The organism is Serratia sp. SA088 (genome assembly GCF_049065515.1).
Lineage (GTDB): Bacteria > Pseudomonadota > Gammaproteobacteria > Enterobacterales > Enterobacteriaceae > Serratia > Serratia nematodiphila.
In genome coordinates this window covers 659,081-681,099 of record NZ_JBAKGW010000001.1, presented here as the reverse complement: position 1 = coordinate 681,099, position 22,019 = coordinate 659,081, and the positions used below count along the sequence as shown (strand labels likewise).

The following is a 22,019-nucleotide window of genomic DNA, read 5'->3' as shown; positions in this document are numbered from 1 at the left end:
TCGCCCCGGTATGCTGAAACTCACAAGCCATAAACCCCGTGTTCTACCCTGATGGTGAAGAAAACGCCGTTGTTAATAAGCTTTAATAATAAAAAAACTTTTTATATAACCACTATACCACGATGCAGCTTCAAGTATAGATCCGCGTCACACTATGATAACGATTATTTTGCATTGGTATCAACGTGAAACGGCGATGTCGGAGGGATAAAAACAGCAAAGGATAGATCCGTTTGCCTCTTTTCACCAATAAAAAAACCAGCCGCCGGGGCTGGTTTTTCATCTTGCAGGCAGGGCATCGCCCTTACTTCTTGCCTTCGACCCACTTGCCGTCCACGTAGAACGCAGACCAACCGGTCGCCTTGCCGTCTTTTTCAGAGGAGACGTACTGCTGCTTGGTTTTACGGCTGAAACGCACCAGCGTTTTGTTGCCTTCGGCATCCGCCACCGGCGCATCGGCCAGATAGCGCAGTTTCTCCGGCAGACGATCCTTGAAGCGAGCCAGCTCTTCCACCAACGGCGCGCGGGTCTCGCGCGATTTAGGGAAGGTGTTGGCCGCCAGGAACACGCCGGCAGCGCCGTCACGCAGCACGAAATAGGCGTCGGACTTCTCGCACGGCAGCTCCGGCAACGGCACCGGATCTTCCTTCGGCGGCGCTACATCGCCGTTACGCAGGATCTTGCGGGTGTTTTTGCAGTTTTCGTTGGTGCAGCCCATGTACTTGCCGAAACGCCCCATTTTCAGGTGCATTTCCGAACCGCACTTGTCGCATTCCACCACCGGGCCGTCATAGCCTTTCAGGCGGAACTCGCCCTCTTCGATCTCATAGCCGTCACACGCCGGGTTGTTGCCGCAGACGTGCAGCTTGCGCTGGTTGTCGATCAGATAGCTGTCCATCGCCGTACCGCATTTCTGGCAGCGGCGGCGGGCGCGCAACGCGTTGGTTTCCGCGTCGTCGCCTTCGAGGATGTTGAGCACTTCCGCTTCCGGCACCAGGTTGATGGTGGTTTTGCAACGCTCCTTCGGCGGCAACGCGTAGCCGGAACAGCCGAGGAACACGCCGGTGCTGGCGGTACGGATGCCCATCTTGCGGCCGCAGGTCGGGCAGTCGATGCTGGTCATCACCATCTGGTTAGGCCGCATGCCGCCTTCTTCCGGATCCTTCTCCGCCGTTTCCAGCTGCTCGCTGAAATCAACGAAGAATTCGTCCAGCACCACTTTCCACTCAGCCTGATTGTTGGCGACCTCATCGAGGCCGTCTTCCATGCGTGCGGTGAAGTCATAGTTCATCAGCTCGCGGAAGTTCTCTTCCAGACGATCGGTGACGATCTCGCCCATTTTCTCGGCATAGAAACGGCGGCTTTCCACCCGCACATAACCGCGATCCTGAATGGTCGAGATGATGGAGGCGTAGGTGGACGGACGGCCGATGCCGCGTTTCTCCAACTCTTTCACCAGCGAAGCTTCGCTGTAACGCGCCGGCGGCTTGGTGAAGTGCTGGCTCGGGATCAGTTTCTGCAGATCCAGCTCGCTGCCGATTTCGACGAACGGCAACGTGCGATCTTCATCGCCTTTGCGCAGGGCCGGCATCACCTTGGTCCAGCCGTCAAAGCGCAGCGTACGACCCTTGGCGCGCAGCTGATAATCGCCGGCTTTTACCGTCAGCGTGGTGGAATCGTATTGCGCCGGCGTCATCTGACAGGCTACGAACTGACGCCAGATCAGCTGATACAGCTTCTGCGCGTCCGCTTCCATGTCTTTGAGCTGTTCGGCGAGCACGTTCACGTCCGAAGGACGGATCGCTTCGTGCGCTTCCTGCGAATTCTCTTTGCTGCTGTACTGATTCGGCGCCTTCGGCAGGTATTTATCGCCGAAGTTGTCGCCGATGTAGCCACGCACCATGTTGAGCGCATCCTGGCTCAGGTTGGTGGAATCGGTACGCATATAGGTGATGTGGCCGGCTTCATACAGCCGTTGCGCCATCATCATGGTTTTCTTCACGCCGAAGCTCAGTCGGGTGCTGGCGGCCTGTTGCAACGTGGAGGTAATGAAAGGCGCGCCCGGCTTGCTGCTGGTCGGTTTGTCTTCGCGATCCAGCACCGTGTAGCGGGCTTTTTCCAGCAACTTGACCGCGGCGTGCGTCTGCTCGCGGTTGACCGGCTTGAACGGTTTGTCGTGCGCATGGGTCACTTCCATCTGCAGCGCGGTTTCACCCTTCGCCAGCAGATCGGCATGCAGCTCCCAGTACTCTTCCGGCACGAACGCCTTGATGTCGCGTTCGCGCTCAACCACCAGACGCACCGCCACCGACTGCACACGGCCGGCGGACAGGCCGCGGGCGATTTTCTTCCACAGCAGCGGCGAGACCATATAGCCCACCACGCGGTCCATAAACCGGCGCGCCTGCTGCGCGTTGACACGATCAATGTTCAGCTCGCCCGGCTGTTTGAACGCCTGTTGGATCGCGTTTTTGGTGATTTCGTTAAACACCACGCGGCTAAAGCGTTTGTCATCCCCACCGATCACTTCCCGCAGGTGCCAGGCGATGGCTTCCCCTTCGCGGTCAAGGTCGGTTGCGAGATAAATGTGGTCGGCGTTTTCCGCCAACGATTTTAACTCGGCGACCACTTTTTCTTTACCCGGAAGGATTTCATAATGCGCTTTCCAGCCGTGGTAAGGGTCGACGCCCATGCGATTTACCAGCGCCGCCTTCTCATCTTTTTTAACTTTTTTCTTGGCTTTGTCTTCGGTTGAGTCAGCGCTCTTTTTGCTGGCTGAGCCACTGGTCGGCAAATCACGGATGTGACCGACGCTGGACTTCACCACGTAGTCACTTCCTAAATATTTATTAATAGTTTTGGCTTTTGCCGGGGACTCAACTATTACGAGAGCTTTACCCATATTTACCTTTACCTAATTTATTTCTTCTAAAAAGAAGTCTTTTATCTCGCCGTGCCGCGGCAATTCGTGTCTCTTTTTTTATATTGCGGCAGTCTGGCAAGAGATCAACAGATTTTTTTCTTTTGGTTGCCCAACTGCTCAACCTGAACGCAAGTTGTTGATCCTGCCTGCTATTCACCCATGCCCCAGAAGTATGGCTGTGTGAGTTTTATTCATGGCGTAAACAAAACCTTCCACCCGACGCCGCAAAATCCCACACTGTACCTGATAAAAAGCGTCACGCAACCTAATTAGCATGGAAAGTCCGATTTCGCCAACCGGCGGCCGCCCATGGCCATCCAGACGGCAAATAAACCTTAGTCGGTTTGCGGATAAAAGCGAACCGGCGTTAGAATATGCGCAGAGTTTTTAGTTTGGAGTCTAATAAATGCGCACGAATACTGCACCTATCGGCCGCGAGGCCCTGCTGGCGGAAGCAAATAACATCATCCGCCAACACGAAGATTATCTGCACGGCATGATCGCCACCGACGTTGAACAAAAAAGCGGCGTTTTAGTTTTTCGCGGCGAATACTTTTTGGATGCCGATGGATTGCCCACCGCCAAAACCACCGCGGTATTTAATATGTTTAAACATTTGGCTCACCTGCTTTCGGAAAAATACCACCTGGTCGATTAAGACAAGAAAACGGGGGCGCCTGGCCCCCGTTGATTCCCGCTCTCGTTGCCGTTACAACAACGGCTTTTCCCCACGCTGCCACCAGCGCAGCAGCAAACGATCGACGCTTTCCGCCGCGCTGCCGGTGAAGCGATCCATCAGGCGTTTGCGGCGCGTATAGCGCACAGCGATCACTTCGTGGTTATCCAGCTCGGCGATCAGCAAATCATCGCTGGTGCCGATGGCGTCGATCAGGCCCTTCTCTTTCGCCTGTGAACCGAACCAGTGCTCACCGGTAGCGACGCTGTCGATGTCGAGCGACGGGCGCTGCTCATGCACAAAGCGCTTGAACAGCTCGTGCGTTTCGTTCAGATCTTCTCGGAACTTCTCGCGCCCTTGTTCGGTGTTTTCGCCAAACAGCGTCAGCGTGCGTTTAAATTGCCCGGCGGTGTGCAACTCCACGTCGATATCGTTCTTTTTCAACAGGCGGTGGAAGTTCGGGATCTGCGCCACCACGCCGATGGAACCGATGATGGCGAACGGCGCCGCCACGATGCGATCCGCAACGCAAGCCATCATGTAGCCGCCGCTGGCCGCCACTTTATCCACCGCGACCGTCAGACGAATGCCGCCTTTGCGCAGGCGCTCCAACTGCGAAGCCGCCAGGCCGTAGCCATGCACCACCCCGCCAGGGCTTTCCAGGCGCAACAGAACTTCATCCTGCGCCGACGCCACCGCCAGCACCGCCGAGATCTCTTCGCGCAGCGAGGTGACCTCGTGCGCGTCCATGCTGCCCTTGAAGTCCAGCACATACAGGCACGGCTTGGCCACTTCCACCGCGCCGGACTTGGCGCGCTGTTTCTTCAATTTGTCATCAGATTTGGTCTGCTTTTTGAACTGTTTCAGCCAAACCTTCTGCTCGGCGGCATCCATGCGCGCCAGGCGCATATCGCGCTGCATCTCGCGATACTGTTCGCCGAGATCGGTCAGCTGCAGCTCCCCTTTCTGGCGGCTCTTGCGTTGCCCCAAACTGACCGCCAGGATGGCCAACGCGGCGATGGCGAGCACCACCGTGGCGACCTTGGCCAGAAACAGGCCATAAACAGATATAAACTCCACAGATTCCGCCTTTATTTACAGGTTGTTAGTATGCTTATTTCCATTTTAGCCAACCGCAGCGGCTGCTGTCGCGGCTAAATGAAAATTCATTGCGCACAGAGCATCACTATGGGGACGATTTACGGCCGAACCAAGCCGCCACCGCCGCGCTTTTGTTACAAAAGAATGCCATTTCAGCCTGCTACGCATTGAAAATGCCCGCGGATTAAGGCATATAACACCCATTATTCATCAATATGATGAGACAGATTCGCTGCGCGGCCCGCAGACGGTCGAGCCTTCGCTCCCGCCCCGGCCGCGCGTTTCACCCTTGCTCCCCGATATCTGCGGGAGAACAGCCACCCAGGCGAGGATTTATCGTGCATTACCAACCCAAACAAGATCTGCTCGAACAACGAATCATTTTGGTCACCGGCGCCGGCGACGGCATCGGCCGTGAAGCGGCGCTGACCTACGCGCGCTTCGGCGCCCAGTTGGTGCTGCTGGGGCGCACCGAGAGCAAACTGCTGGCGGTACAACAAGAGATCGCAGCCCAGGGCGGTGCCCCGGCCCTGGTGGTGACGCTGGACTTGCTGCACGCCACTCAGGAGCAATGCCGGCAGATAGCCGACGATCTGGCGCGCCAGATCCCCCGCCTTGACGGCGTGCTGCACAACGCCGGCCTGCTCGGCGACATCGCGCCGATGGCCGACCTGTCGATGACCATGTGGCAAGAAGTGATGCAGGTTAACGTCAACGCCACCTTTATGCTGACTCAGGCTCTGCTGCCGCTGCTGCTGAAATCCCACGCCGGTTCACTGGTGTTCACCAGCTCCAGCGTCGGGCGTACCGGCCGCGCAGACTGGGGTGCCTATGCGGTGTCGAAGTTCGCCACCGAGGGCATGATGCAGGTGTTGGCCGACGAGTACAAAAACCGCAATCTGCGGGTGAACTGCATCAATCCGGGCGGCACTCGCACCAAAATGCGCGCATCTGCCTTCCCGCACGAAGACAAGAACAAGCTGAAAACCCCGGCCGATATCATGCCGCTGTATCTGTATTTGATGGGCGAAGACAGCCGCCGCAAAACCGGCATGAGCTTCGACGCGCAGCCGAACCGCAAACCCGGCGCAGCCGAATAATCAGGAGCGTTTCATGGCGGAAGATCGTCATCAACAGCGCCAGCAGCGCCTGAAAGAACAGGTCGATGCGCGCATCGCCGCGGCGCAGGACACCCGCGGCCTGCTGCTGGTGTTTACCGGCAACGGCAAAGGCAAAACCACCGCCGCCTTCGGCACCGTCACCCGCGCGGTCGGCCACGGCATGCGCGCCGGGGTGATCCAGTTCATCAAGGGCGAATGGCCCAATGGCGAAAAGAATCTGCTGCAGCAACACGGCGTTGAATTTCAGGTGATGGCCACCGGTTTTACCTGGGAAACGCAGAACAAGGCCGGCGACACCGCCGCCTGCCAGGCGGTGTGGCAGCACGGCAAACGCATGCTGGCCGACAACAGCCTGGATCTGGTGCTGCTGGACGAAGTGACCTACATGCTGACCTACGGCTATCTGGAACTGGAAGAGCTGAAGGAAGCGCTCCTGCAACGCCCTGCGCATCAAACGGTGATCCTGACCGGGCGCGGCTGCCATCGCGATCTGTTGGAACTGGCGGATACGGTCACGGAGATGCGGCCGGTGAAACACGCGTTCGACGCGGGCGTGAAGGCGCAACAAGGGATCGATTGGTAACAAAACGTTCTGGCCCCGAACGGGGCCAGAACGGCGGGATTAGCTGCGTTTGCTTGGCTTGCCTGGTTTGCTGCCTGGCGCACTGCGGCGGCCGCTGCCGGCCACCTGCGAGTGGCGCTTGACCGCCCGGCGGATCTGGTTGGCCTTCACGCGGCGGCGCTCACGCTCCACCGGCATTTTGCTGACCGTTTCCGGTTTCAACTCCACCAGCTCGCGCAGGTAGTTGATCGCCGGCAGATCCAGTTCGGCCCAGCCGCCGCGCGGCAGGCCTTTCGGCAGATCGATGTCGCCGTAACGCACGCGGATCAGGCGGCTCACCTGCACGCCCACCGCTTCCCACAGGCGACGCACTTCACGGTTGCGGCCTTCAGTCAGGGTCACGTTGTACCACTGATTGAGGCCTTCACCGCCCTGGAAGCTGATGGTGCGGAAGGCGGCCGGGCCGTCTTCCAATTGCACGCCTTTGCTCAGCTGCTTCACTTTCGCATCGTCGACCTGGCCGAACACGCGCACCGCGTATTCGCGCTCCACTTCACGGCTCGGGTGCATCAGACGGTTGGCCAGTTCACCATCGGTAGTGAACAGCAGCAGACCGGAGGTGTTGACGTCCAGGCGCCCTACCGCCACCCAGCGCGAACCGCGCAGCTTCGGCAGGCGATCGAACACCGTCGGGCGGCCTTCAGGATCGCTGCGGGTACACAGCTCGCCTTCCGGTTTGTAGTAAGCCAGCACCCGGCAAACCACCTCTTCGGACTCTTTGATCGACAGGACATGACCGTCCAGACGAATTTTCATCGCCGGGGTCACTTCAACGCGATCGCCCAGCTTGGCGACCTTGCCGTCGACGCTGACGCGCCCGGCTTCAATCATGGTTTCGATTTCACGACGCGAGCCATGCCCGGCGCGCGCTAAAACTTTCTGTAACTTTTCGCTCATTGAGCAACCTCTAATGTCGCCTTCACAGGCGTCGGGGGGGATACCGCCGCGGCCAACCGCCACCACGGTAATAATACGTTTATCAGGATCGAACCGCGTATTATACAGGCTTTCTAAGGTGTTGAAACCCACTTTATCGGCGGTGGCCCCCACAGGCGGCGTTCACGGCGCCAAAAAATCCTCCACTGCCCATAGCACCGCGTCAGGCCGTTCCAGAATACCGAGGTGAGTGCGGGCCTCCCCTAGACGCACCACGGAGAAGAACGGCTGCTCGGCGGCAAATGCCTGCTGTTGCCGCAGGTAGTCGTCGCGGCGATCCAACGAGTAGATATGCCGGCACGGCGGCGGCGCGCTCATGCCCGCCAGGCGTTGCAGCGGCGAGCCGAATTGCCGGTAGGCCTGTTCGATGGCCACCCCGGCGGCACGCCAAAGCCGGTAATCCTCCTGCGCCATCTCGACCTCCAGATGGCGTTTGACCCGATCGTGGCGGATGCCGCCCTGCCAAAAGTCGAACAAGGCGTCGCGTGCCGCCAGCCACTGCTGCGGCTGCTGCATGCGGCTCACCGCCGTAAAGAACGCCGGCTCCGGCTGCGTCATGATCCAGTCGAGAAACACCATGCCCCGTACCCGTTGCGGCAACGCTTCGGCCAACGCTACCGCCAGCCAGCTGGCGTGCGCCACCGACAGAGTGACCGCGTTATCCAAACGCAGCGCCGTCAGCAGTTGGCGCACATCCTCCAGCAAGTCGTCCGCCGTCAGCGACATCTCCGTGGCTTTTGAAGACAGGCCATGGCCTCGCCAGTCGATGCTGATCACCCGATAGCGTTCGGCCGCCAGAGCGATGAACGGCTCAAACACGGTTTTCGGTTCGCACCAGCCGGGCAGCAACACCAACGTGAGCGGCCCTGAGCCGACATCCTGATAGTCGAGTATCATGTTGGCACTGTGAAATGCGGTCATATTACCTCCTGCGCGTCTCTCCCCGACCCGTTCGGGGAATACCGACGGGGATAAGGTGACAGCGCAGCAGGTATTGATCTATTGAAGTTCGTGCGGAAAGCCCCCTGGGCGCACCTTATGAAAAAATGCGCACTAATTGGAATGGGAACTTAATGGCGCACGCAGGGATAGGCGGCACTTAACGCCAGCATGATCACCGACGGTGCGGAATAATGCAGTTGCTCAGGATGCTCGTTCAAATACTGCATCACCGCGTCGGCGGCTACGCCGATGCTCATCCCGGCTTCCGGGCAGATATTGCGGTTGCCCTGCATGGAATAAGTATCGAATACGCCGGCGACGTATCCCATGAACATGCCGCCATTCAGCGCTTCGGCCACGGTGGCTTCACCGCTTTTATTTTTTACGTAACCGCTGGATTCCGCCAGCAGACCACTGCCCGAATAAAACCCCGCATTTGCCATTGAGGAAAATAATAAGGCCGCTAAAAAAGAAACCTGTTTAATCATTGCTGCGCATCCTGCCCATTATCAATTCTGAAGTCTTCAAGAATAGCGGCTTTCACGCGAAATAGCGTCGCTTCAGCCGATTTTCAGACAATGGGCAAGGTGGCAACAATTGACATCAACGGAAAGGCGCCGCGTCGCCCGCCCCCTCACGCACCACTTCCGGCGAGGATTCAGTCAGATCGATCACCGTGGTCGGCTGTTGGCCGAGGAAGCCGCCGTGGATCACCAGATCGACCACCTTGCCCAAATGATCGTTGATCTCTTCCGGATCGGACTCGGCAAAATCATTGCCCGGCAGCATCAGGGTGGTTGACATCATCGGTTCGTTCAGCGCCTCCAGCAGCGCCAATGCGATCGGGTTCGACGGCACGCGCAGGCCGATGGTTTTGCGCTTTTCATTCATCAGGCGGCGCGGCACTTCTTTGGTCGCTTTCAGAATGAAGGTGTAGTTGCCCGGCGTATTGTTTTTAATCAGGCGGAACGCCGTATTATCGACGTGCGCATAAGTCGACAACTCGGACAGATCGCGGCACATCAGGGTGAAATTGTGGTTGCCGTCCAACTGACGGATGCGGCAAATGCGTTCCATCGCCGCCTTCTCCTCCAACATGCAACCCAGCGCGTAGCCGGAATCGGTGGGATAAACGATCACCCCGCCCTTGCGCAGCACCTCAACCGCCTGGTTAATCAAACGCGGTTGTGGGTTGTCCGGGTGAATATAAAAAAGCTGACTCATGACTTGCTCCTAAAATGATGCCCGCGCGCGTTGCCACGCGCGAAAAATCAGACCGCCTCGCCAGGCTGCGGCCAATCGCGCCACACCGGCTCGACCCCGCCCGGCAGCCACAGTTTGCGGCCCAGTTCGATCCACGAACAAGGCTGATGAAAATCAGATCCTTGCGAGGCCAACAGGCGGTAGTCCTGGGCGTATTTCGCCAACTGCGAGCGCTCATGCGGCGCCTGCTGACACTGCGCCACTTCCATGGCGTCGCCGCCGTGTTCGGCGAAATGCGCCAGCAAACGTTTCAACCACTTCGCGGTCAGATCGTAACGGCCGGGATGCGCTATCACCGCCTGGCCGCCCGATTGATGAATCGCATCAATGGCTTGTTCTATTGTACACCACTGCGGCGGCACGTAGCCGGTTTTGCCTTTGGCCAGATATTTCTTGAACACCTGCGCCATGTTGTCCGCCACGCCAATCTCCACCAGGTAACGGGCGAAATGGCCGCGGGTCACCGCACCGGCCCCCGCCAACCGCTGGGCGCCGGCATAGGCGTCGGGAATGCGCGCTTTACCCAGACGCGCGCCGATCTCCTGCGCCCGCCGGTTGCGACGTTCGGTTTGTTCCGCCAATAGCGCCACCAGCGCCGGGTGCGCGACGTCCATGCCCAACCCAACGATATGAATTTCATGGTTTTCCCACAGCGTCGAGATTTCCACCCCGTTGACCAGCCGCAGCGGCAACGCCTGCTCCGCAATGGCGGCGGCGGCCTCAGCCAAGCCTGCGGTGGTGTCGTGATCGGTGATCGCCAGCACGCCCACACGCATCTCTACCGCCCGCAGCACCAGCTGCGTCGGCGTCAGATAGCCGTCGGAGGCGGTCGTGTGGCTGTGGAGATCGTACAGAGTAAAAGCGGTGGATGGGGGGTTACTGTCTGTCAAAACGGCTATCCGGCAATGGCTTGGTTTTCTATCATACCCGCGATCGGCGGCCGGACGGAAATCTATTCTGCGCCAGGCAGACGATGAATAGAATTCACGCTGACCGCTAAAACATTGTGCAAAAAGAGGGTTGACTTTGCCTTCTCGAACCAGTTAACTAGTACACAAGTTCACGGCAACGGCCGTGTCGGATGAGAGTTAACAAAGAGAGTCTGCAAATGAACACATACATTTCTCTTCACGGTTGGTGGCGTACCTCCCTCTTGCGGGCGGTGTAATCGCGCATAGCTGTCATCTGACAATGCAGATTTCCTGAGCCCGCACCTGATGCGGGCTTTTTTATGGACAGAATTCACTGGAACCACCGATGATGAACACCAAACCACAACTGACACTGCTGAAGGCGCAAGCCAGCTACCGGGGCGACCCCACCACCCTTTTCCACCAGCTGTGCGGCGCGCGGCCGGCCACCCTGCTGCTGGAGTCGGCGGAAATCAACAGCAAACAGAATCTGCAGAGCCTGTTGGTCATCGACAGCGCGCTGCGCATTACCGCACTGGGCCACACCGTCAGCGTGCAGGCGCTGACCGCCAACGGCGCGGCGCTGCTGCCGCTGCTGGACGAAGCGCTGCCGCCCGAGGTGCGCAATCAGGCACGCCCTAACGGCCGCGAGCTGACCTTCCCGGCGATCGACGAGGTGCAGGACGAAGACGCGCGCCTGCGCTCCCTGTCGGTGTTCGACGCACTGCGCACACTGCTGACGCTGGTGGACTCCCCGGCGGACGAGCGCGAAGCCGTGATGCTGGGCGGCCTGTTCGCCTATGATTTGGTCGCCGGTTTTGAAAACCTGCCGGCGCTGCGCCAGGATCAACGCTGCCCGGACTTCTGCTTCTATCTGGCGGAAACCCTGCTGGTGCTGGATCATCAACGCGGCTCGGCCCGTCTGCAGGCCAGCGTCTTCAGTGAGCAGGCGAGTGAAGCGCAGCGTTTACAGCACCGCCTGGAACAGCTGCAGGCTGAGTTGCAACAACCCCCGCAGCCAATCCCGCACCAAACGCTGGAAAACATGCAGCTGAGCTGTAACCAGAGCGACGAAGAGTACGGCGCGGTGGTCAGCGAGCTGCAGGAAGCGATCCGCCAGGGCGAGATTTTCCAGGTGGTGCCGTCGCGCCGCTTTTCCCTGCCGTGCCCGGCGCCGCTGGCGGCCTACCAAACGTTGAAAGACAACAACCCCAGCCCGTACATGTTCTTCATGCAGGATGATGACTTCACCCTGTTCGGCGCTTCGCCGGAGAGCGCGCTGAAATACGACGCGGGCAATCGCCAAATCGAAATCTACCCGATCGCCGGCACCCGCCCGCGCGGCCGCCGCGCCGATGGGTCGCTGGATTTGGATCTCGACAGCCGCATCGAGCTGGAAATGCGCACCGACCACAAAGAGCTGGCCGAGCACTTGATGCTGGTCGATCTGGCGCGCAACGATCTGGCGCGCATCTGCCAGGCCGGCAGCCGCTACGTGGCCGACCTGACCAAAGTGGATCGCTATTCGTTCGTCATGCACCTGGTTTCCCGCGTGGTGGGCACCCTGCGCGCCGATCTCGACGTGCTGCACGCCTACCAGGCCTGCATGAACATGGGCACCCTCAGCGGCGCGCCGAAAGTGCGGGCGATGCAGCTGATCGCCTCCTCCGAAGGCACGCGCCGCGGCAGCTACGGCGGCGCGGTAGGCTACTTCACCGCCACCGGCGATCTGGATACCTGCATCGTCATTCGCTCCGCCTACGTTGAAGACGGCATCGCCACCGTGCAGGCCGGCGCCGGCGTCGTGCTGGATTCCATCCCGCAGGCGGAAGCCGACGAAACCCGTAATAAAGCCCGTGCCGTGCTGCGCGCCATCGCCACTGCGCACCATGCCAAGGAGGTGTTCTGATGGCCGATATCCTGCTGCTCGACAACGTCGACTCCTTTACCTACAACCTGGTCGATCAGCTGCGCGCCAGCGGCCACCAGGTGGTGATTTACCGTAACCAGATCGCCGCCGAGGTGATCATCGAGCGTCTGCAACAGATGGAACAGCCGGTGCTGATGCTGTCGCCCGGCCCTGGCGCCCCTTCCGAAGCGGGCTGCATGCCGGAACTGCTGCAGCGTCTGCGCGGCCAACTGCCGATCATCGGCATCTGCCTAGGCCACCAGGCGATCGTCGAAGCCTATGGCGGCCAGGTCGGCCAGGCGGGCGAGATCCTGCACGGCAAAGCCTCGGCGATCGCTCACGATGGCGAAGGCATGTTCGCCGGCATGGCCAATCCGCTGCCGGTGGCGCGCTACCACTCGCTGGTCGGCAGCAATATCCCGGCCGATCTCACCGTCAACGCCCGCTTCGGCGAAATGGTGATGGCGGTGCGCGACGACCGCCGCCGCGTGTGCGGCTTCCAGTTCCACCCGGAATCGATTCTGACCACCCACGGCGCGCGCCTGCTTGAGCAGACCCTGGCCTGGGCGCTGGCGAAGTAATATAAGGAACACGACGATGCAACCTATTCTTGAGAAACTGTACCGCGCCGAGTCGATGAGCCAGCAGGAAAGCCAACAGCTGTTCAGCGCCATCGTGCGCGGCGAGCTGGAACCGAGCCAACTGGCGGCGGCGTTGATCAGCATGAAAGTCCGCGGCGAGCGCCCGGAAGAGATCGCCGGCGCCGCCAAAGCGCTGCTGGACGACGCTCAGCCGTTCCCGCGCCCTGACTATCTGTTCGCCGATATCGTCGGCACCGGCGGCGACGGCACCAACAGCATCAATATTTCCACCGCCAGCGCCTTCGTGGCGGCGGCGTGCGGCGCGAAGATCGCCAAACACGGCAACCGCAGCGTTTCCAGCCGTTCCGGCTCTTCGGATCTGCTGGCGGCGTTCGGTATCCGTCTGGATCTGCCGGCGGAAGAAGCGCGCAAGGCGTTGGACGATCTTGGCGTGTGCTTCCTGTTCGCGCCGCAGTACCACACCGGTTTTCGTCACGCCATGCCGGTGCGCCAGCAGCTGAAAACCCGCACACTGTTCAACGTGCTGGGCCCGCTGATCAACCCGGCGCGCCCGCCGCTGGCGCTGATCGGCGTTTACAGCCCGGAACTGGTGCTGCCGATCGCCGAAACCCTGCGCGTGCTGGGTTATCAGCGTGCGGCGGTGGTTCACGGCGGCGGCATGGACGAGGTGGCGATCCACGCCCCGACGCACGTGGCGGAATTGAACAACGGCGAAATCAGCAGCTACCAGCTCACGCCGCAGTCCTTCGGATTGGAAACCTATCCGCTGGAAGCCTTGCTGGGCGGCACGCCGGAAGAAAACCGTGACATTTTGGCGCGGCTGTTACAAGGTAAAGGCGAGCCGGCGCACGCCGCGGCGGTCGCGGCCAACGTCGCGTTGCTTCTGAAGTTATTCGGACATGAAGACCTGCGCCAAAATGCGCGGCAGGCACTGGATATGATCAACAGCGGGCAGGCCTATGAGCGTGTCATCGCACTGGCGGCAAGAGGATAAATGATGCAGGAAACCGTGCTACACAAGATTGTCCGCGACAAAGCGCAATGGATCGCGGCGCGACAACAGCAACAGCCCCTGGCCGGCTTTCAGAACGACATCGTGCCGAGCGAACGCAGCTTTTATCACGCGCTGCAGGGCACCCGGACGGCTTTCATTCTCGAATGCAAGAAGGCCTCGCCTTCCAAAGGGCTGATTCGCGAAAACTTTGATCCGGTAGAGATCGCCACGGTGTATAAAGATTTCGCCTCAGCGATCTCGGTGCTGACCGACGAGAAATACTTCCAGGGCAGCTTCGATTTCCTGCCGCTGGTCAGTAAAACCGTCAGCCAACCGGTGTTGTGCAAAGACTTTATCATCGATCCGTATCAGATTTACCTGGCGCGCTACTATCAGGCCGATGCCATCCTGCTGATGCTGTCGGTGTTGACCGACGACCAGTATCGCCAGCTGGCGGCGGTGGCCCACAGCCTCAATATGGGCGTGCTGACCGAAGTGATCAGTGAAGAAGAGCTGCAGCGTGCGATCGCGCTGGAAGCGCGGGTGGTTGGCATCAATAACCGCGATCTGCGCGATCTGAGCATCGACCTGAACCGCACCCGTCAACTGGCGCCCCGCGTGCCGCATGGCGTGACGGTGATCAGCGAATCGGGCATCAACAACTACGGGCAGATCCGCGAGCTGAGCCACTACGCCAACGGCTTCCTGATCGGCAGCGCATTGATGTCGGAGCCCGATCTGCGCGCCGCCGTGCGCCGCGTGATCCTCGGCGACAACAAAGTGTGCGGACTGACTCGCCCGCAGGACGCCGCCGCCGCTTATCAGGCCGGCGCCATCTACGGCGGGCTAATCTTCGTCGGCCGTTCGCCGCGCTATGTGGACATCACCCGCGCCCGTGAAGTGATCTCCGGCGCGCCGCTGAAGTACGTCGGCGTATTCTGCGACGCCCAGGTCGATACCGTGGCGTTGACCGTTGAGCGTCTCGGCTTGCAGGCGGTTCAGCTGCACGGTGCGGAAGACCAGGCCTATATCAGCGCACTGCGCGCCCGTTTGCCGGCCGATTGCCGCATCTGGAAAGCGCTGAGCGTGAAAGATCGGGTGCCGGCGCGCGATCTGCAGCATGTCGATCGCTATCTGCTGGACAACGGCGCAGGCGGCACCGGCCAACGCTTCGACTGGTCGGTATTGCAAGGCGAAGACCTGACTAACGTCATGCTGGCGGGCGGCCTGCGCGCAGACAACTGCGTTGAAGCGGCCAAGCTCGGCTGCGCCGGTCTGGACTTCAACTCCGGCGTGGAAAGCGAACCGGGCATCAAAGATCCCGCGCGCCTGGCCTCGGTTTTCCAAACCCTGCGCGCCTACTGAATATGGCTCTACATTAATAACGGATAATAACGGGAACTCTCATGACGCTGCTTAACCCCTACTTCGGCGAATTTGGTGGCCAATACGTGCCGCAAATTCTGATGCCGGCCTTGAAACAACTGGAAGAAGCCTTTGTCAGCGCTCAGCGCGATCCGGCGTTTCAGGCAGAATTTATCGATCTGTTGAAGAACTATGCGGGCCGCCCAACGGCGTTGACGCTGTGCAAAAACCTCACCGCCGGCAGCAACACCAAGCTCTATCTGAAGCGTGAAGATCTGCTGCACGGCGGCGCGCACAAAACCAACCAGGTGCTGGGCCAGGCCCTGCTGGCCAAACGCATGGGCAAAACCGAGATCATCGCGGAAACCGGCGCCGGTCAACACGGGGTCGCCTCCGCGCTGGCCTGCGCGCTGCTCGGCCTGAAATGCCGCATCTATATGGGTGCCAAGGACGTCGAACGCCAGTCGCCGAACGTCTTCCGCATGCGGCTGATGGGTGCGGAAGTGATCCCGGTGCACAGCGGTTCCGCCACGCTGAAAGACGCCTGCAACGAAGCGTTGCGCGACTGGTCCGGTAGCTATGAAACCGCGCACTATATGCTCGGCACCGCCGCCGGCCCGCACCCGTATCCCACCATCGTGCGTGAATTCCAGCGCATGATCGGCGAAGAGACCAAAGCGCAGGTGCTGGAGCGCGAAGGCCGTCTGCCGGATGCGGTCATCGCCTGTGTCGGCGGCGGCTCCAACGCCATCGGCATGTTCGCCGATTTTATCGATGACGCCGAAGTGGGCCTGATCGGCGTGGAACCCGCCGGTCTGGGCATCGAAACCGGTCAGCACGGCGCGCCGCTCAAGCATGGCCACGTCGGCATCTACTTCGGCATGAAAGCGCCGATGATGCAAACCGACGAAGGCCAGATTGAAGAGTCCTATTCGATCTCCGCCGGGCTGGACTTCCCGTCCGTCGGGCCACAGCACGCCTACCTGAACAGCATCGGCCGCGCAGAATACGTGTCAATCACCGACGACGAAGCGCTGGAAGCGTTCAAGGCGCTGTCGCGCCATGAAGGCATCATCCCGGCGCTGGAATCTTCGCACGCCCTGGCGCACGCGCTGAAAATGATCCGTGAAACGCCGCAGAAAGAGCAGATCCTGGTGGTCAACCTGTCCGGCCGCGGCGACAAAGACATATTTACCGTTCACGACATTTTGAAAGCACGGGGAGAAATCTGATGGAACGTTATCAGCAACTGTTCACGCGTCTGGAAAGCAGCAAGGAAGGCGCCTTCGTCCCGTTCGTCACGCTGGGCGATCCTAATCCGACGCTGTCACTGCAGATTATCGACACCCTGATTGAAGCCGGCGCAGACGCGCTGGAGCTGGGCATCCCCTTCTCCGATCCCCTGGCGGACGGGCCGACGATCCAGAACGCGACGCTGCGCGCCTTCGCCGCCGGCGTCACCCCGACCCAGTGCTTCGAGATGCTGGCGGCCATCCGCCAAAAGCACCCGACCATTCCTATCGGCCTGCTGATGTATGCCAATCTGGTGTTCCATAAAGGCATCGATGGGTTTTACCAACGCTGCGCCGAAGTGGGCGTGGATTCGGTGCTGGTCGCCGACGTGCCGTTTGAAGAGTCTGCGCCGTTCCGCGCCGCCGCCGCGCGCCACGGTATCGCGCCGATCTTCATCTGCCCACCGAACGCCGATGACGAGCTGCTGCGTGAAATCGCTTCGCACGGCCGCGGCTATACCTACCTGCTGTCGCGCGCCGGCGTAACCGGCACCGAAAGCCGGGCGCAGCTGCCGCTGCATCATCTGGTGAACAAGCTGCGCGAGTACCACGCCGCGCCGCCGCTGCAGGGCTTTGGCATCTCCGAACCGGAGCAGGTGAAGGCCGCGCTGCAGGCCGGCGCCGCCGGCGCGATCTCCGGCTCGGCCATCGTCAAAATCATCGAACAGCACCATGCCAACCCGGCGGAGATGCTGGCTAAACTGGCGACCTTCGTCAGCGCGATGAAGCACGCCACCCGGGCATGAGCCTCTTTGGCGAGCGCCTTGCCGGCGCTCGCTTTAACAGCTTGTTTCCCTTCAAAGTTTGTTCCATTTATTTACCGCAAAAATTTGAACAAACCGCCGTCTTGTCTCACAATGAACTTTGTTCGCTATGCATTTCTTCGTTTGATTTGGGGAATGCGCTCGCTGCGGCGAAAAACCGTAGCGAATTTCAACCATAACATTGCATGGAGAGTAATTTATGAAGCTGTTTAAAACCCTTTCAGCCTTGTGCATGGCAGCCGTTGTGGCGGTCGCGGTGAGCGCTTGCGCGCCGACGGCAAAATCAGAGGGAACGGGCGGTTATATCGATGACACCGTAGTCACCACCAAAGTGAAATCGGCGTTGCTGGCGGATAAAAACATCAAGTCGCGCGAGATCAGCGTGGAAACCTTTAAAGGGCGTGTACAGCTTAGCGGCTTCGTGACATCCAGCGATGACGCCAACCGTGCGGTGCAGGTCACACGCGGCGTGGCCGGCGTGAAATCGGTTGAAAACGTGATGCAGGTTAAATAATACCGACAGGGAGGCCTTGCGCCTCCCTGCTTGCGGCTTTGATCAGAAGCGGTAACCCGCCCCGAACATGAACACCCACGGATCCAGACGCGTATCGAAGCTGTGGTGACCGCCATTCGCATCGTTGAAGCGAGTTTTGGTTTCGATATTCATCCACCACACCGACATGTTCAGCATCCAGTGTTCGTCCAGGTTGTAATCCAGACCGGCCTGCGCCGCAACACCCCAGGAGTCTTTCAGATCGAGGTTGCTCAACCCGGCGCTTTTGCCGTAGTCGTTGAACTTCTCGTCAAAGAAAGTGGTGTAGTTAACGCCGACGCCCAGGTAAGGACGCAGTTTGTCCTGCTTGTCGCCGAAGTAGTATTGCGCCATCAGCGTTGGCGGCAGTTGGTGAACGGTCGCCAGATCGGTGCCGCCTAGCGTCACCTTGTGGCGGAATGGGGTTGCGGCCAACAGCTCAACGCCAATGTTGTCCGTCACCATATACCCGAAGGTCAGGCCGAGCTGGGTGTTGTTTTTCGCATCCAGCGAACCTAAGCCCAGCACGTTGTCCGACCCCGCATTCGGGCGTACCGTCGCGGTACCCGCGCGGAACAGGAAATCACCAGCCTGATGCGCACTTGCCAACATAGGCGCCATCATCGTCGCCAATACCACCAGAGTTGTCTTTTTCATTATCCATTCCATTTGTGTGGTTAATCTCTCGGGGAGGAATATACCTACTTTCGGGTATTTGTGATCCCATCGAGATCACATCTTATGTGTAAAAATTTAAAATCCCACTAAAAACAAGGTTACCTAACCGCTTAATAAATCAAGGATTGATCTGCATCAAAAAATCGATTTTGTTGCAAATTATCTACATGTTCAAATTTCAGTTGCGGAGAAAAATGCGGCTGAGGTAATTTCGTTTTCCGTGTTGGTTTTGGTTGGTGCCGTAAGGAGTCGGCGGGCAATCAAGATGAGCGAAATCCTTAATCCCTGTGTCAGCTGCGGCGCATGCTGCGGTTATTTTCGAGTGTCATTCTATTGGGCCGAAGCCGAAGACGGCGGCGGCACCGTCCCTCTTTCCCTAACGGAGCCTTTGACCCCGTTCCTGCGCTGCATGCAGGGGACCAACAGCAAGTCCCCGCGCTGCACCGCGCTGGACGGCGAGATCGGCACCGCCGTGTCCTGCTCGATCTACCTCAATCGGCCCAGCCCGTGCAGAGAGTTCGATCAGTCCGGTGAAAACGGCCTGCGCAACGAAGCCTGCGATCGCGCCCGGGAACGCTACGGCCTGCCGCCGTTGCCGGTGCCCTTGTCGCTTTCGCTGCCTGAGACGACGATCGTTGAAGAAATAGGCGTAGTGCAATTCGCGGGGTGCCACAGCGGCGTGGAACAGGGTACAATCACCCACTGATTTATCTCTGTTTTCCCGACGCCAAGGAGTCTGCATGCCTATCACGGCCAACGCTTTGTACCGTGACAGTTTTAACTTTTTACGCAACCAACTGGCCAGCATCCTGATGCTGGCGCTGTTGACGGCGTTTATCTCCGTGCTGCTGAATCAGGCCTTCAGCCCTGATGCCGAACAGTTGGCGACGCTCGCTGCCACCACCAGCGATTTCGCCTCGTCTACCGGCATGGGCATTCAGGAAGTGATCCAGCAGATGACGCCGGAACAGCAGATGGTGTTGCTGAAAGTGTCGGCGGCCGCCACCTTCTCTGCGCTGGTCGGCAACGTGCTGCTGGTCGGCGGGATGCTGACGCTGATCCGTCTGGTGTCGCAAGGGCAACGCACCAGCGCCCTGCGCGCGCTCGGCGCCTCGGCGCCCGACTTGCCGCGCCTGCTGCTGCTGCTGTTTATCTGCACCCTGCTGATCCAGCTCGGCCTGACGCTGTTTGTGGTGCCGGGCGTGCTAATGGCTATCGCCTTCGCGCTGGCGCCGGTGATCGCCTCCGTCGATAAAAAAGGCGTGTTCGCTTCGCTCAAGCTGAGCAGCAAATTGGCTTTCGCCAATGCGCGCGTGATTGTGCCGGCGATGATGCTGTGGCTGGCGGCCAAGCTGCTGGTGCTGTTCCTGGTGAGCCATCTGTCGGTGCTGACGCCGAACGTCGCCAGCGTGGTGCTGACCGCGTTGAGCAACCTGGTCTCCGCCCTGCTGCTGATCTACCTGTTCCGGCTGTATATGCTGCTGCGCGGCTAACGCCGGCGTAAGCAAAGACCAAGGGGCACGCTTCGGCGCGCCCCTTTTTTGTTTACCCCACCACGGCGGCTTCCGCCTGCTCCTTACTCTGAATCAGCTTCAGCGCCAGGTACAGATCCGGCACCAAAATCAACTCTTTATCGCGTCCTAAGCGGTTGATGCGGAACCAACGCGTCAGTTCGGTGCGACGCCCCGCCAGCACCAGCCTTACGTTACGCTGTAACAGATCGCGTTTCAATTCATCGATAGCCGCCAGCACGCTGATATCGGCATGGGTAAAACTGGCCACCGCATCCACCACCACCCAACGCGGCTGGAACGGCGTGCCGTCGACCAAATTGAGGATACGGCGTTTGAAATACGCCACGTTGAAATAGGTCAGCGGCGAATTGAAGCGATACATCATGACGCCAGGTACCGCCTTCACCCCATTGTTATTGCCCATGGAATGGATCATGCCTTCATCGTTGACGCCCAGCAGTTGTTCCGTCGGCCGGAAGACGGTGCGCAGAAACTGCATCAGCCCCAGCAACACCGCCAGCCCGATGCCGCTGATCACGCCCACCAGCAGCACGCTGAGGAAGGTAAACAGCGCCAGGCGGAACGCCTGCGCGTTGCGACGGCGCAAGATCCAGATGCCGCGAATGTCCAGCAGCGACCAGGCCGCATACATCAGCACCACACCCAATCCCGCCACAGGAATAAACTGCAGCGGCGCCATCAGGAACAGCAAGACAAAGGCGATGACAGCGGCGGCGATGATCGACACCAACTGGCTCTTGCCGCCGTTGGAGTCATTCACCGCGGTGCGAGAATCTGCGCCGCTGATGGCGAAACCTTGCGACAGTGCAGAGACGATATTCACCAGTCCCAGCGCGCGAAACTCAGCGTCGGCGTTCACCTCATAACCGTTTTTGGCGGCGAAGCTGCGGGCGGTGAGCATCATGCTGACAAAGCTCACGACCGCCAGGTTAAGCGCCGGGATCACCATATCGCGCAGCAAACCAGGCTGGAAGTCCGGCCACTGGACGATCGGCAGCACGCCGCTAAAACCGCCCACCGTCACCACGCCATGCTGCTGCAGGCCGCCCGCCCAGGTCACGAACGCCGCCAGCACGATAGCGAACAGCGGCGCCGGCCAATTAGGCCGCCATTTTTTAAATCCAAGCAGCGTCACCAGCGTCAGCAACGACACCGCCATCGTCAGCCAGTCGCTGTGCAGCAGGTTACCGGGCAGCGCGTAGATGCGCTCGATCAACTGTGCCGGGCGCATCGTAAACCCCAACACCTTGCCAATCTGATCGACGATAATGGTGATCGCCACCCCGTTCAGCAGCCCCCTGAGGATCGGCCGCGACAGCAGATCCGCCAGCGCCCCCAGCTTGAACCGGCTGGCCAGCAGGCACCAACCGCCCATCATGGCGGTCATCATGATGGTCAATTGCCAATGGCGTTCCATATTGCCCGCCGCCAGCGGCGTCACCACCGCGGCGATCACCGCACAGGTGGCGGCATCAGGCCCGACGATCAGCTGGCGTGACGAGCCGAACAGCGCATAGGCCACCATCGGCAAGACGCAGGAATAGAGCCCCACTACCGGGCTGACCCCGGCCAACTCTGCGTAGGCGATAGCCACCGGCAACGCCACGGCGGCGACGGAAAGACCGGCGCGAATATCCGGCTTGAGCCAGCTGCGTTGATAGCCCAATAAATGCGTCAAACCAGGCGTCAGGGCCTGGAGAGATTTCCACTGCATGCTGTTTTCCGCGGTAAATTATCTGGTTATTATGACGCTTACTATGCGGCCTGCGGCCCGCGCTGGCAATGCGCCCGCGCTTTCTTGCGTAAGTTTATGCAAATTCCTGCTTTCGCGGCAGAAATCCGCCGGCCAAACG

19 protein-coding genes, 1 pseudogene and 1 other annotated feature are annotated in these 22,019 nt (G+C 59.8%); of the genes and pseudogenes, 11 read left to right on the top strand and 9 right to left on the bottom strand.

Translation table 11 applies throughout. The annotated features are described in order from the left end of the window. Positions 1–304: 304 nt before the first annotated feature. On the bottom strand, positions 305–2,902 hold the full coding sequence (gene topA, locus ACOWVD_RS03385) for a type I DNA topoisomerase (protein ID WP_421105449.1): 2,598 nt from the start codon (positions 2,900–2,902) through the stop codon (positions 305–307). Positions 2,903–3,329: 427 nt separating this feature from the next. Between topA and ACOWVD_RS03380 the strand changes: the two genes are divergently transcribed. Beyond that, complete coding sequence (locus ACOWVD_RS03380; RefSeq protein WP_004930700.1) at positions 3,330–3,581, top strand: YciN family protein; 252 nt, start codon at positions 3,330–3,332, stop codon at positions 3,579–3,581. 51 nt (positions 3,582–3,632) lie between these two features. On the opposite strand, the gene sohB is transcribed toward ACOWVD_RS03380, so the two are convergent. Beyond that, positions 3,633–4,679, bottom strand: a complete 1,047-nt coding sequence (sohB, locus tag ACOWVD_RS03375; RefSeq protein WP_004930703.1) for a protease SohB — start codon at positions 4,677–4,679, stop codon at positions 3,633–3,635. Positions 4,680–5,038: 359 nt separating this feature from the next. Between sohB and ACOWVD_RS03370 the strand changes: the two genes are divergently transcribed. Together ACOWVD_RS03370 and cobO are read left to right on the top strand one after the other, a co-directional pair. Further along, entirely contained in the window at positions 5,039–5,800 is a 762-nt protein-coding gene (locus tag ACOWVD_RS03370; RefSeq protein WP_004930705.1) for a YciK family oxidoreductase, read from the top strand. A 13-nt stretch (positions 5,801–5,813) separates the two neighbouring features. Further along, complete coding sequence (gene cobO / locus ACOWVD_RS03365; RefSeq protein WP_049242952.1) at positions 5,814–6,404, top strand: cob(I)yrinic acid a,c-diamide adenosyltransferase; 591 nt, start codon at positions 5,814–5,816, stop codon at positions 6,402–6,404. A gap of 39 nt (positions 6,405–6,443) precedes the next feature. On the opposite strand, the gene rluB is transcribed toward cobO, so the two are convergent. From rluB to rnm, 5 genes are all read right to left on the bottom strand, one after another. Next, on the bottom strand, positions 6,444–7,340 hold the full coding sequence (gene rluB / locus ACOWVD_RS03360) for a 23S rRNA pseudouridine(2605) synthase RluB (RefSeq protein ID WP_015378049.1): 897 nt from the start codon (positions 7,338–7,340) through the stop codon (positions 6,444–6,446). A 162-nt stretch (positions 7,341–7,502) separates the two neighbouring features. Continuing rightward, on the bottom strand, positions 7,503–8,300 hold the full coding sequence (locus tag ACOWVD_RS03355; RefSeq protein WP_015378063.1) for an alpha/beta fold hydrolase: 798 nt from the start codon (positions 8,298–8,300) through the stop codon (positions 7,503–7,505). Positions 8,301–8,449: 149 nt separating this feature from the next. Next, the gene (locus ACOWVD_RS03350; protein ID WP_004932057.1) at positions 8,450–8,809 is read right to left on the bottom strand and encodes a Rap1a/Tai family immunity protein; all 360 of its coding nucleotides are present in this window, start codon (positions 8,807–8,809) and stop codon (positions 8,450–8,452) included. A gap of 115 nt (positions 8,810–8,924) precedes the next feature. Beyond that, positions 8,925–9,545, bottom strand: a complete 621-nt coding sequence (locus ACOWVD_RS03345) for an L-threonylcarbamoyladenylate synthase (RefSeq protein ID WP_004932058.1) — start codon at positions 9,543–9,545, stop codon at positions 8,925–8,927. A 47-nt stretch (positions 9,546–9,592) separates the two neighbouring features. After that, the gene (gene rnm / locus ACOWVD_RS03340; RefSeq protein ID WP_015378064.1) at positions 9,593–10,474 is read right to left on the bottom strand and encodes an RNase RNM; all 882 of its coding nucleotides are present in this window, start codon (positions 10,472–10,474) and stop codon (positions 9,593–9,595) included. A gap of 239 nt (positions 10,475–10,713) precedes the next feature. Then, positions 10,714–10,817, top strand: a sequence feature (Trp leader region). A 24-nt stretch (positions 10,818–10,841) separates the two neighbouring features. Between rnm and ACOWVD_RS03335 the strand changes: the two genes are divergently transcribed. The 6 genes and pseudogenes from ACOWVD_RS03335 (at position 10,842) to ACOWVD_RS03310 (ending at position 17,935) form a co-directional block, all read left to right on the top strand. Continuing rightward, complete coding sequence (locus ACOWVD_RS03335; protein ID WP_049242955.1) at positions 10,842–12,404, top strand: anthranilate synthase component 1; 1,563 nt, start codon at positions 10,842–10,844, stop codon at positions 12,402–12,404. After that, a pseudogene (gene trpD / locus ACOWVD_RS03330) lies at positions 12,404–14,000 on the top strand (bifunctional anthranilate synthase glutamate amidotransferase component TrpG/anthranilate phosphoribosyltransferase TrpD). Before ACOWVD_RS03335 ends, trpD begins: the two are co-directional and overlap by 1 nt. Before the next feature lie 3 nt (positions 14,001–14,003). Next, positions 14,004–15,365: a bifunctional indole-3-glycerol-phosphate synthase TrpC/phosphoribosylanthranilate isomerase TrpF gene (trpCF, locus tag ACOWVD_RS03325; protein WP_164094986.1), complete on the top strand. Its 1,362-nt coding sequence runs from the start codon at positions 14,004–14,006 to the stop codon at positions 15,363–15,365. Positions 15,366–15,406: 41 nt separating this feature from the next. Beyond that, positions 15,407–16,597, top strand: a complete 1,191-nt coding sequence (gene trpB / locus ACOWVD_RS03320; protein WP_049242960.1) for a tryptophan synthase subunit beta — start codon at positions 15,407–15,409, stop codon at positions 16,595–16,597. After that, entirely contained in the window at positions 16,597–17,403 is an 807-nt protein-coding gene (gene trpA / locus ACOWVD_RS03315; protein ID WP_421105448.1) for a tryptophan synthase subunit alpha, read from the top strand. The genes trpB and trpA overlap by 1 nt, the downstream gene beginning before the upstream one ends. Before the next feature lie 217 nt (positions 17,404–17,620). Next, positions 17,621–17,935, top strand: coding sequence for a BON domain-containing protein (locus ACOWVD_RS03310; protein ID WP_016927515.1), 315 nt, complete (start codon positions 17,621–17,623; stop codon positions 17,933–17,935). Between the two features lie 42 nt (positions 17,936–17,977). Here ACOWVD_RS03310 and ompW read toward each other — a convergent pair whose 3' ends face one another. Beyond that, the gene (gene ompW / locus ACOWVD_RS03305) at positions 17,978–18,610 is read right to left on the bottom strand and encodes an outer membrane protein OmpW (protein WP_019452715.1); all 633 of its coding nucleotides are present in this window, start codon (positions 18,608–18,610) and stop codon (positions 17,978–17,980) included. A gap of 286 nt (positions 18,611–18,896) precedes the next feature. Between ompW and ACOWVD_RS03300 the strand changes: the two genes are divergently transcribed. Continuing rightward, on the top strand, positions 18,897–19,337 hold the full coding sequence (locus ACOWVD_RS03300) for a YkgJ family cysteine cluster protein (RefSeq protein WP_273874471.1): 441 nt from the start codon (positions 18,897–18,899) through the stop codon (positions 19,335–19,337). Positions 19,338–19,371: 34 nt separating this feature from the next. Next, the gene (locus ACOWVD_RS03295; protein ID WP_004932079.1) at positions 19,372–20,124 is read left to right on the top strand and encodes a YciC family protein; all 753 of its coding nucleotides are present in this window, start codon (positions 19,372–19,374) and stop codon (positions 20,122–20,124) included. 52 nt (positions 20,125–20,176) lie between these two features. Here ACOWVD_RS03295 and ACOWVD_RS03290 read toward each other — a convergent pair whose 3' ends face one another. Beyond that, positions 20,177–21,880 (bottom strand): SulP family inorganic anion transporter, encoded by a 1,704-nt coding sequence (locus ACOWVD_RS03290; RefSeq protein WP_421105447.1) that lies wholly within the window; start codon positions 21,878–21,880, stop codon positions 20,177–20,179. Between the last annotated feature and the right edge of the window lie 139 nt (positions 21,881–22,019).

What these genes read in the sequence shown, in the direction of transcription:
- topA (WP_421105449.1), bottom strand. Translation starts at nt 2,902, where the DNA reads ATGGGTAAAGCTCTCGTAATAGTTGAGTCCCCGGCAAAAGCCAAAACT.
- ACOWVD_RS03380 (WP_004930700.1), top strand. Translation starts at nt 3,330, where the DNA reads ATGCGCACGAATACTGCACCTATCGGCCGCGAGGCCCTGCTGGCGGAA.
- cobO (WP_049242952.1), top strand. Translation starts at nt 5,814, where the DNA reads ATGGCGGAAGATCGTCATCAACAGCGCCAGCAGCGCCTGAAAGAACAG.
- rluB (WP_015378049.1), bottom strand. Translation starts at nt 7,340, where the DNA reads ATGAGCGAAAAGTTACAGAAAGTTTTAGCGCGCGCCGGGCATGGCTCG.
- ACOWVD_RS03355 (WP_015378063.1), bottom strand. Translation starts at nt 8,300, where the DNA reads ATGACCGCATTTCACAGTGCCAACATGATACTCGACTATCAGGATGTC.
- ACOWVD_RS03350 (WP_004932057.1), bottom strand. Translation starts at nt 8,809, where the DNA reads ATGATTAAACAGGTTTCTTTTTTAGCGGCCTTATTATTTTCCTCAATG.
- ACOWVD_RS03345 (WP_004932058.1), bottom strand. Translation starts at nt 9,545, where the DNA reads ATGAGTCAGCTTTTTTATATTCACCCGGACAACCCACAACCGCGTTTG.
- ACOWVD_RS03335 (WP_049242955.1), top strand. Translation starts at nt 10,842, where the DNA reads ATGATGAACACCAAACCACAACTGACACTGCTGAAGGCGCAAGCCAGC.
- trpCF (WP_164094986.1), top strand. Translation starts at nt 14,004, where the DNA reads ATGCAGGAAACCGTGCTACACAAGATTGTCCGCGACAAAGCGCAATGG.
- trpB (WP_049242960.1), top strand. Translation starts at nt 15,407, where the DNA reads ATGACGCTGCTTAACCCCTACTTCGGCGAATTTGGTGGCCAATACGTG.
- trpA (WP_421105448.1), top strand. Translation starts at nt 16,597, where the DNA reads ATGGAACGTTATCAGCAACTGTTCACGCGTCTGGAAAGCAGCAAGGAA.
- ACOWVD_RS03310 (WP_016927515.1), top strand. Translation starts at nt 17,621, where the DNA reads ATGAAGCTGTTTAAAACCCTTTCAGCCTTGTGCATGGCAGCCGTTGTG.
- ompW (WP_019452715.1), bottom strand. Translation starts at nt 18,610, where the DNA reads ATGAAAAAGACAACTCTGGTGGTATTGGCGACGATGATGGCGCCTATG.
- ACOWVD_RS03300 (WP_273874471.1), top strand. Translation starts at nt 18,897, where the DNA reads ATGAGCGAAATCCTTAATCCCTGTGTCAGCTGCGGCGCATGCTGCGGT.
- ACOWVD_RS03295 (WP_004932079.1), top strand. Translation starts at nt 19,372, where the DNA reads ATGCCTATCACGGCCAACGCTTTGTACCGTGACAGTTTTAACTTTTTA.
- ACOWVD_RS03290 (WP_421105447.1), bottom strand. Translation starts at nt 21,880, where the DNA reads ATGCAGTGGAAATCTCTCCAGGCCCTGACGCCTGGTTTGACGCATTTA.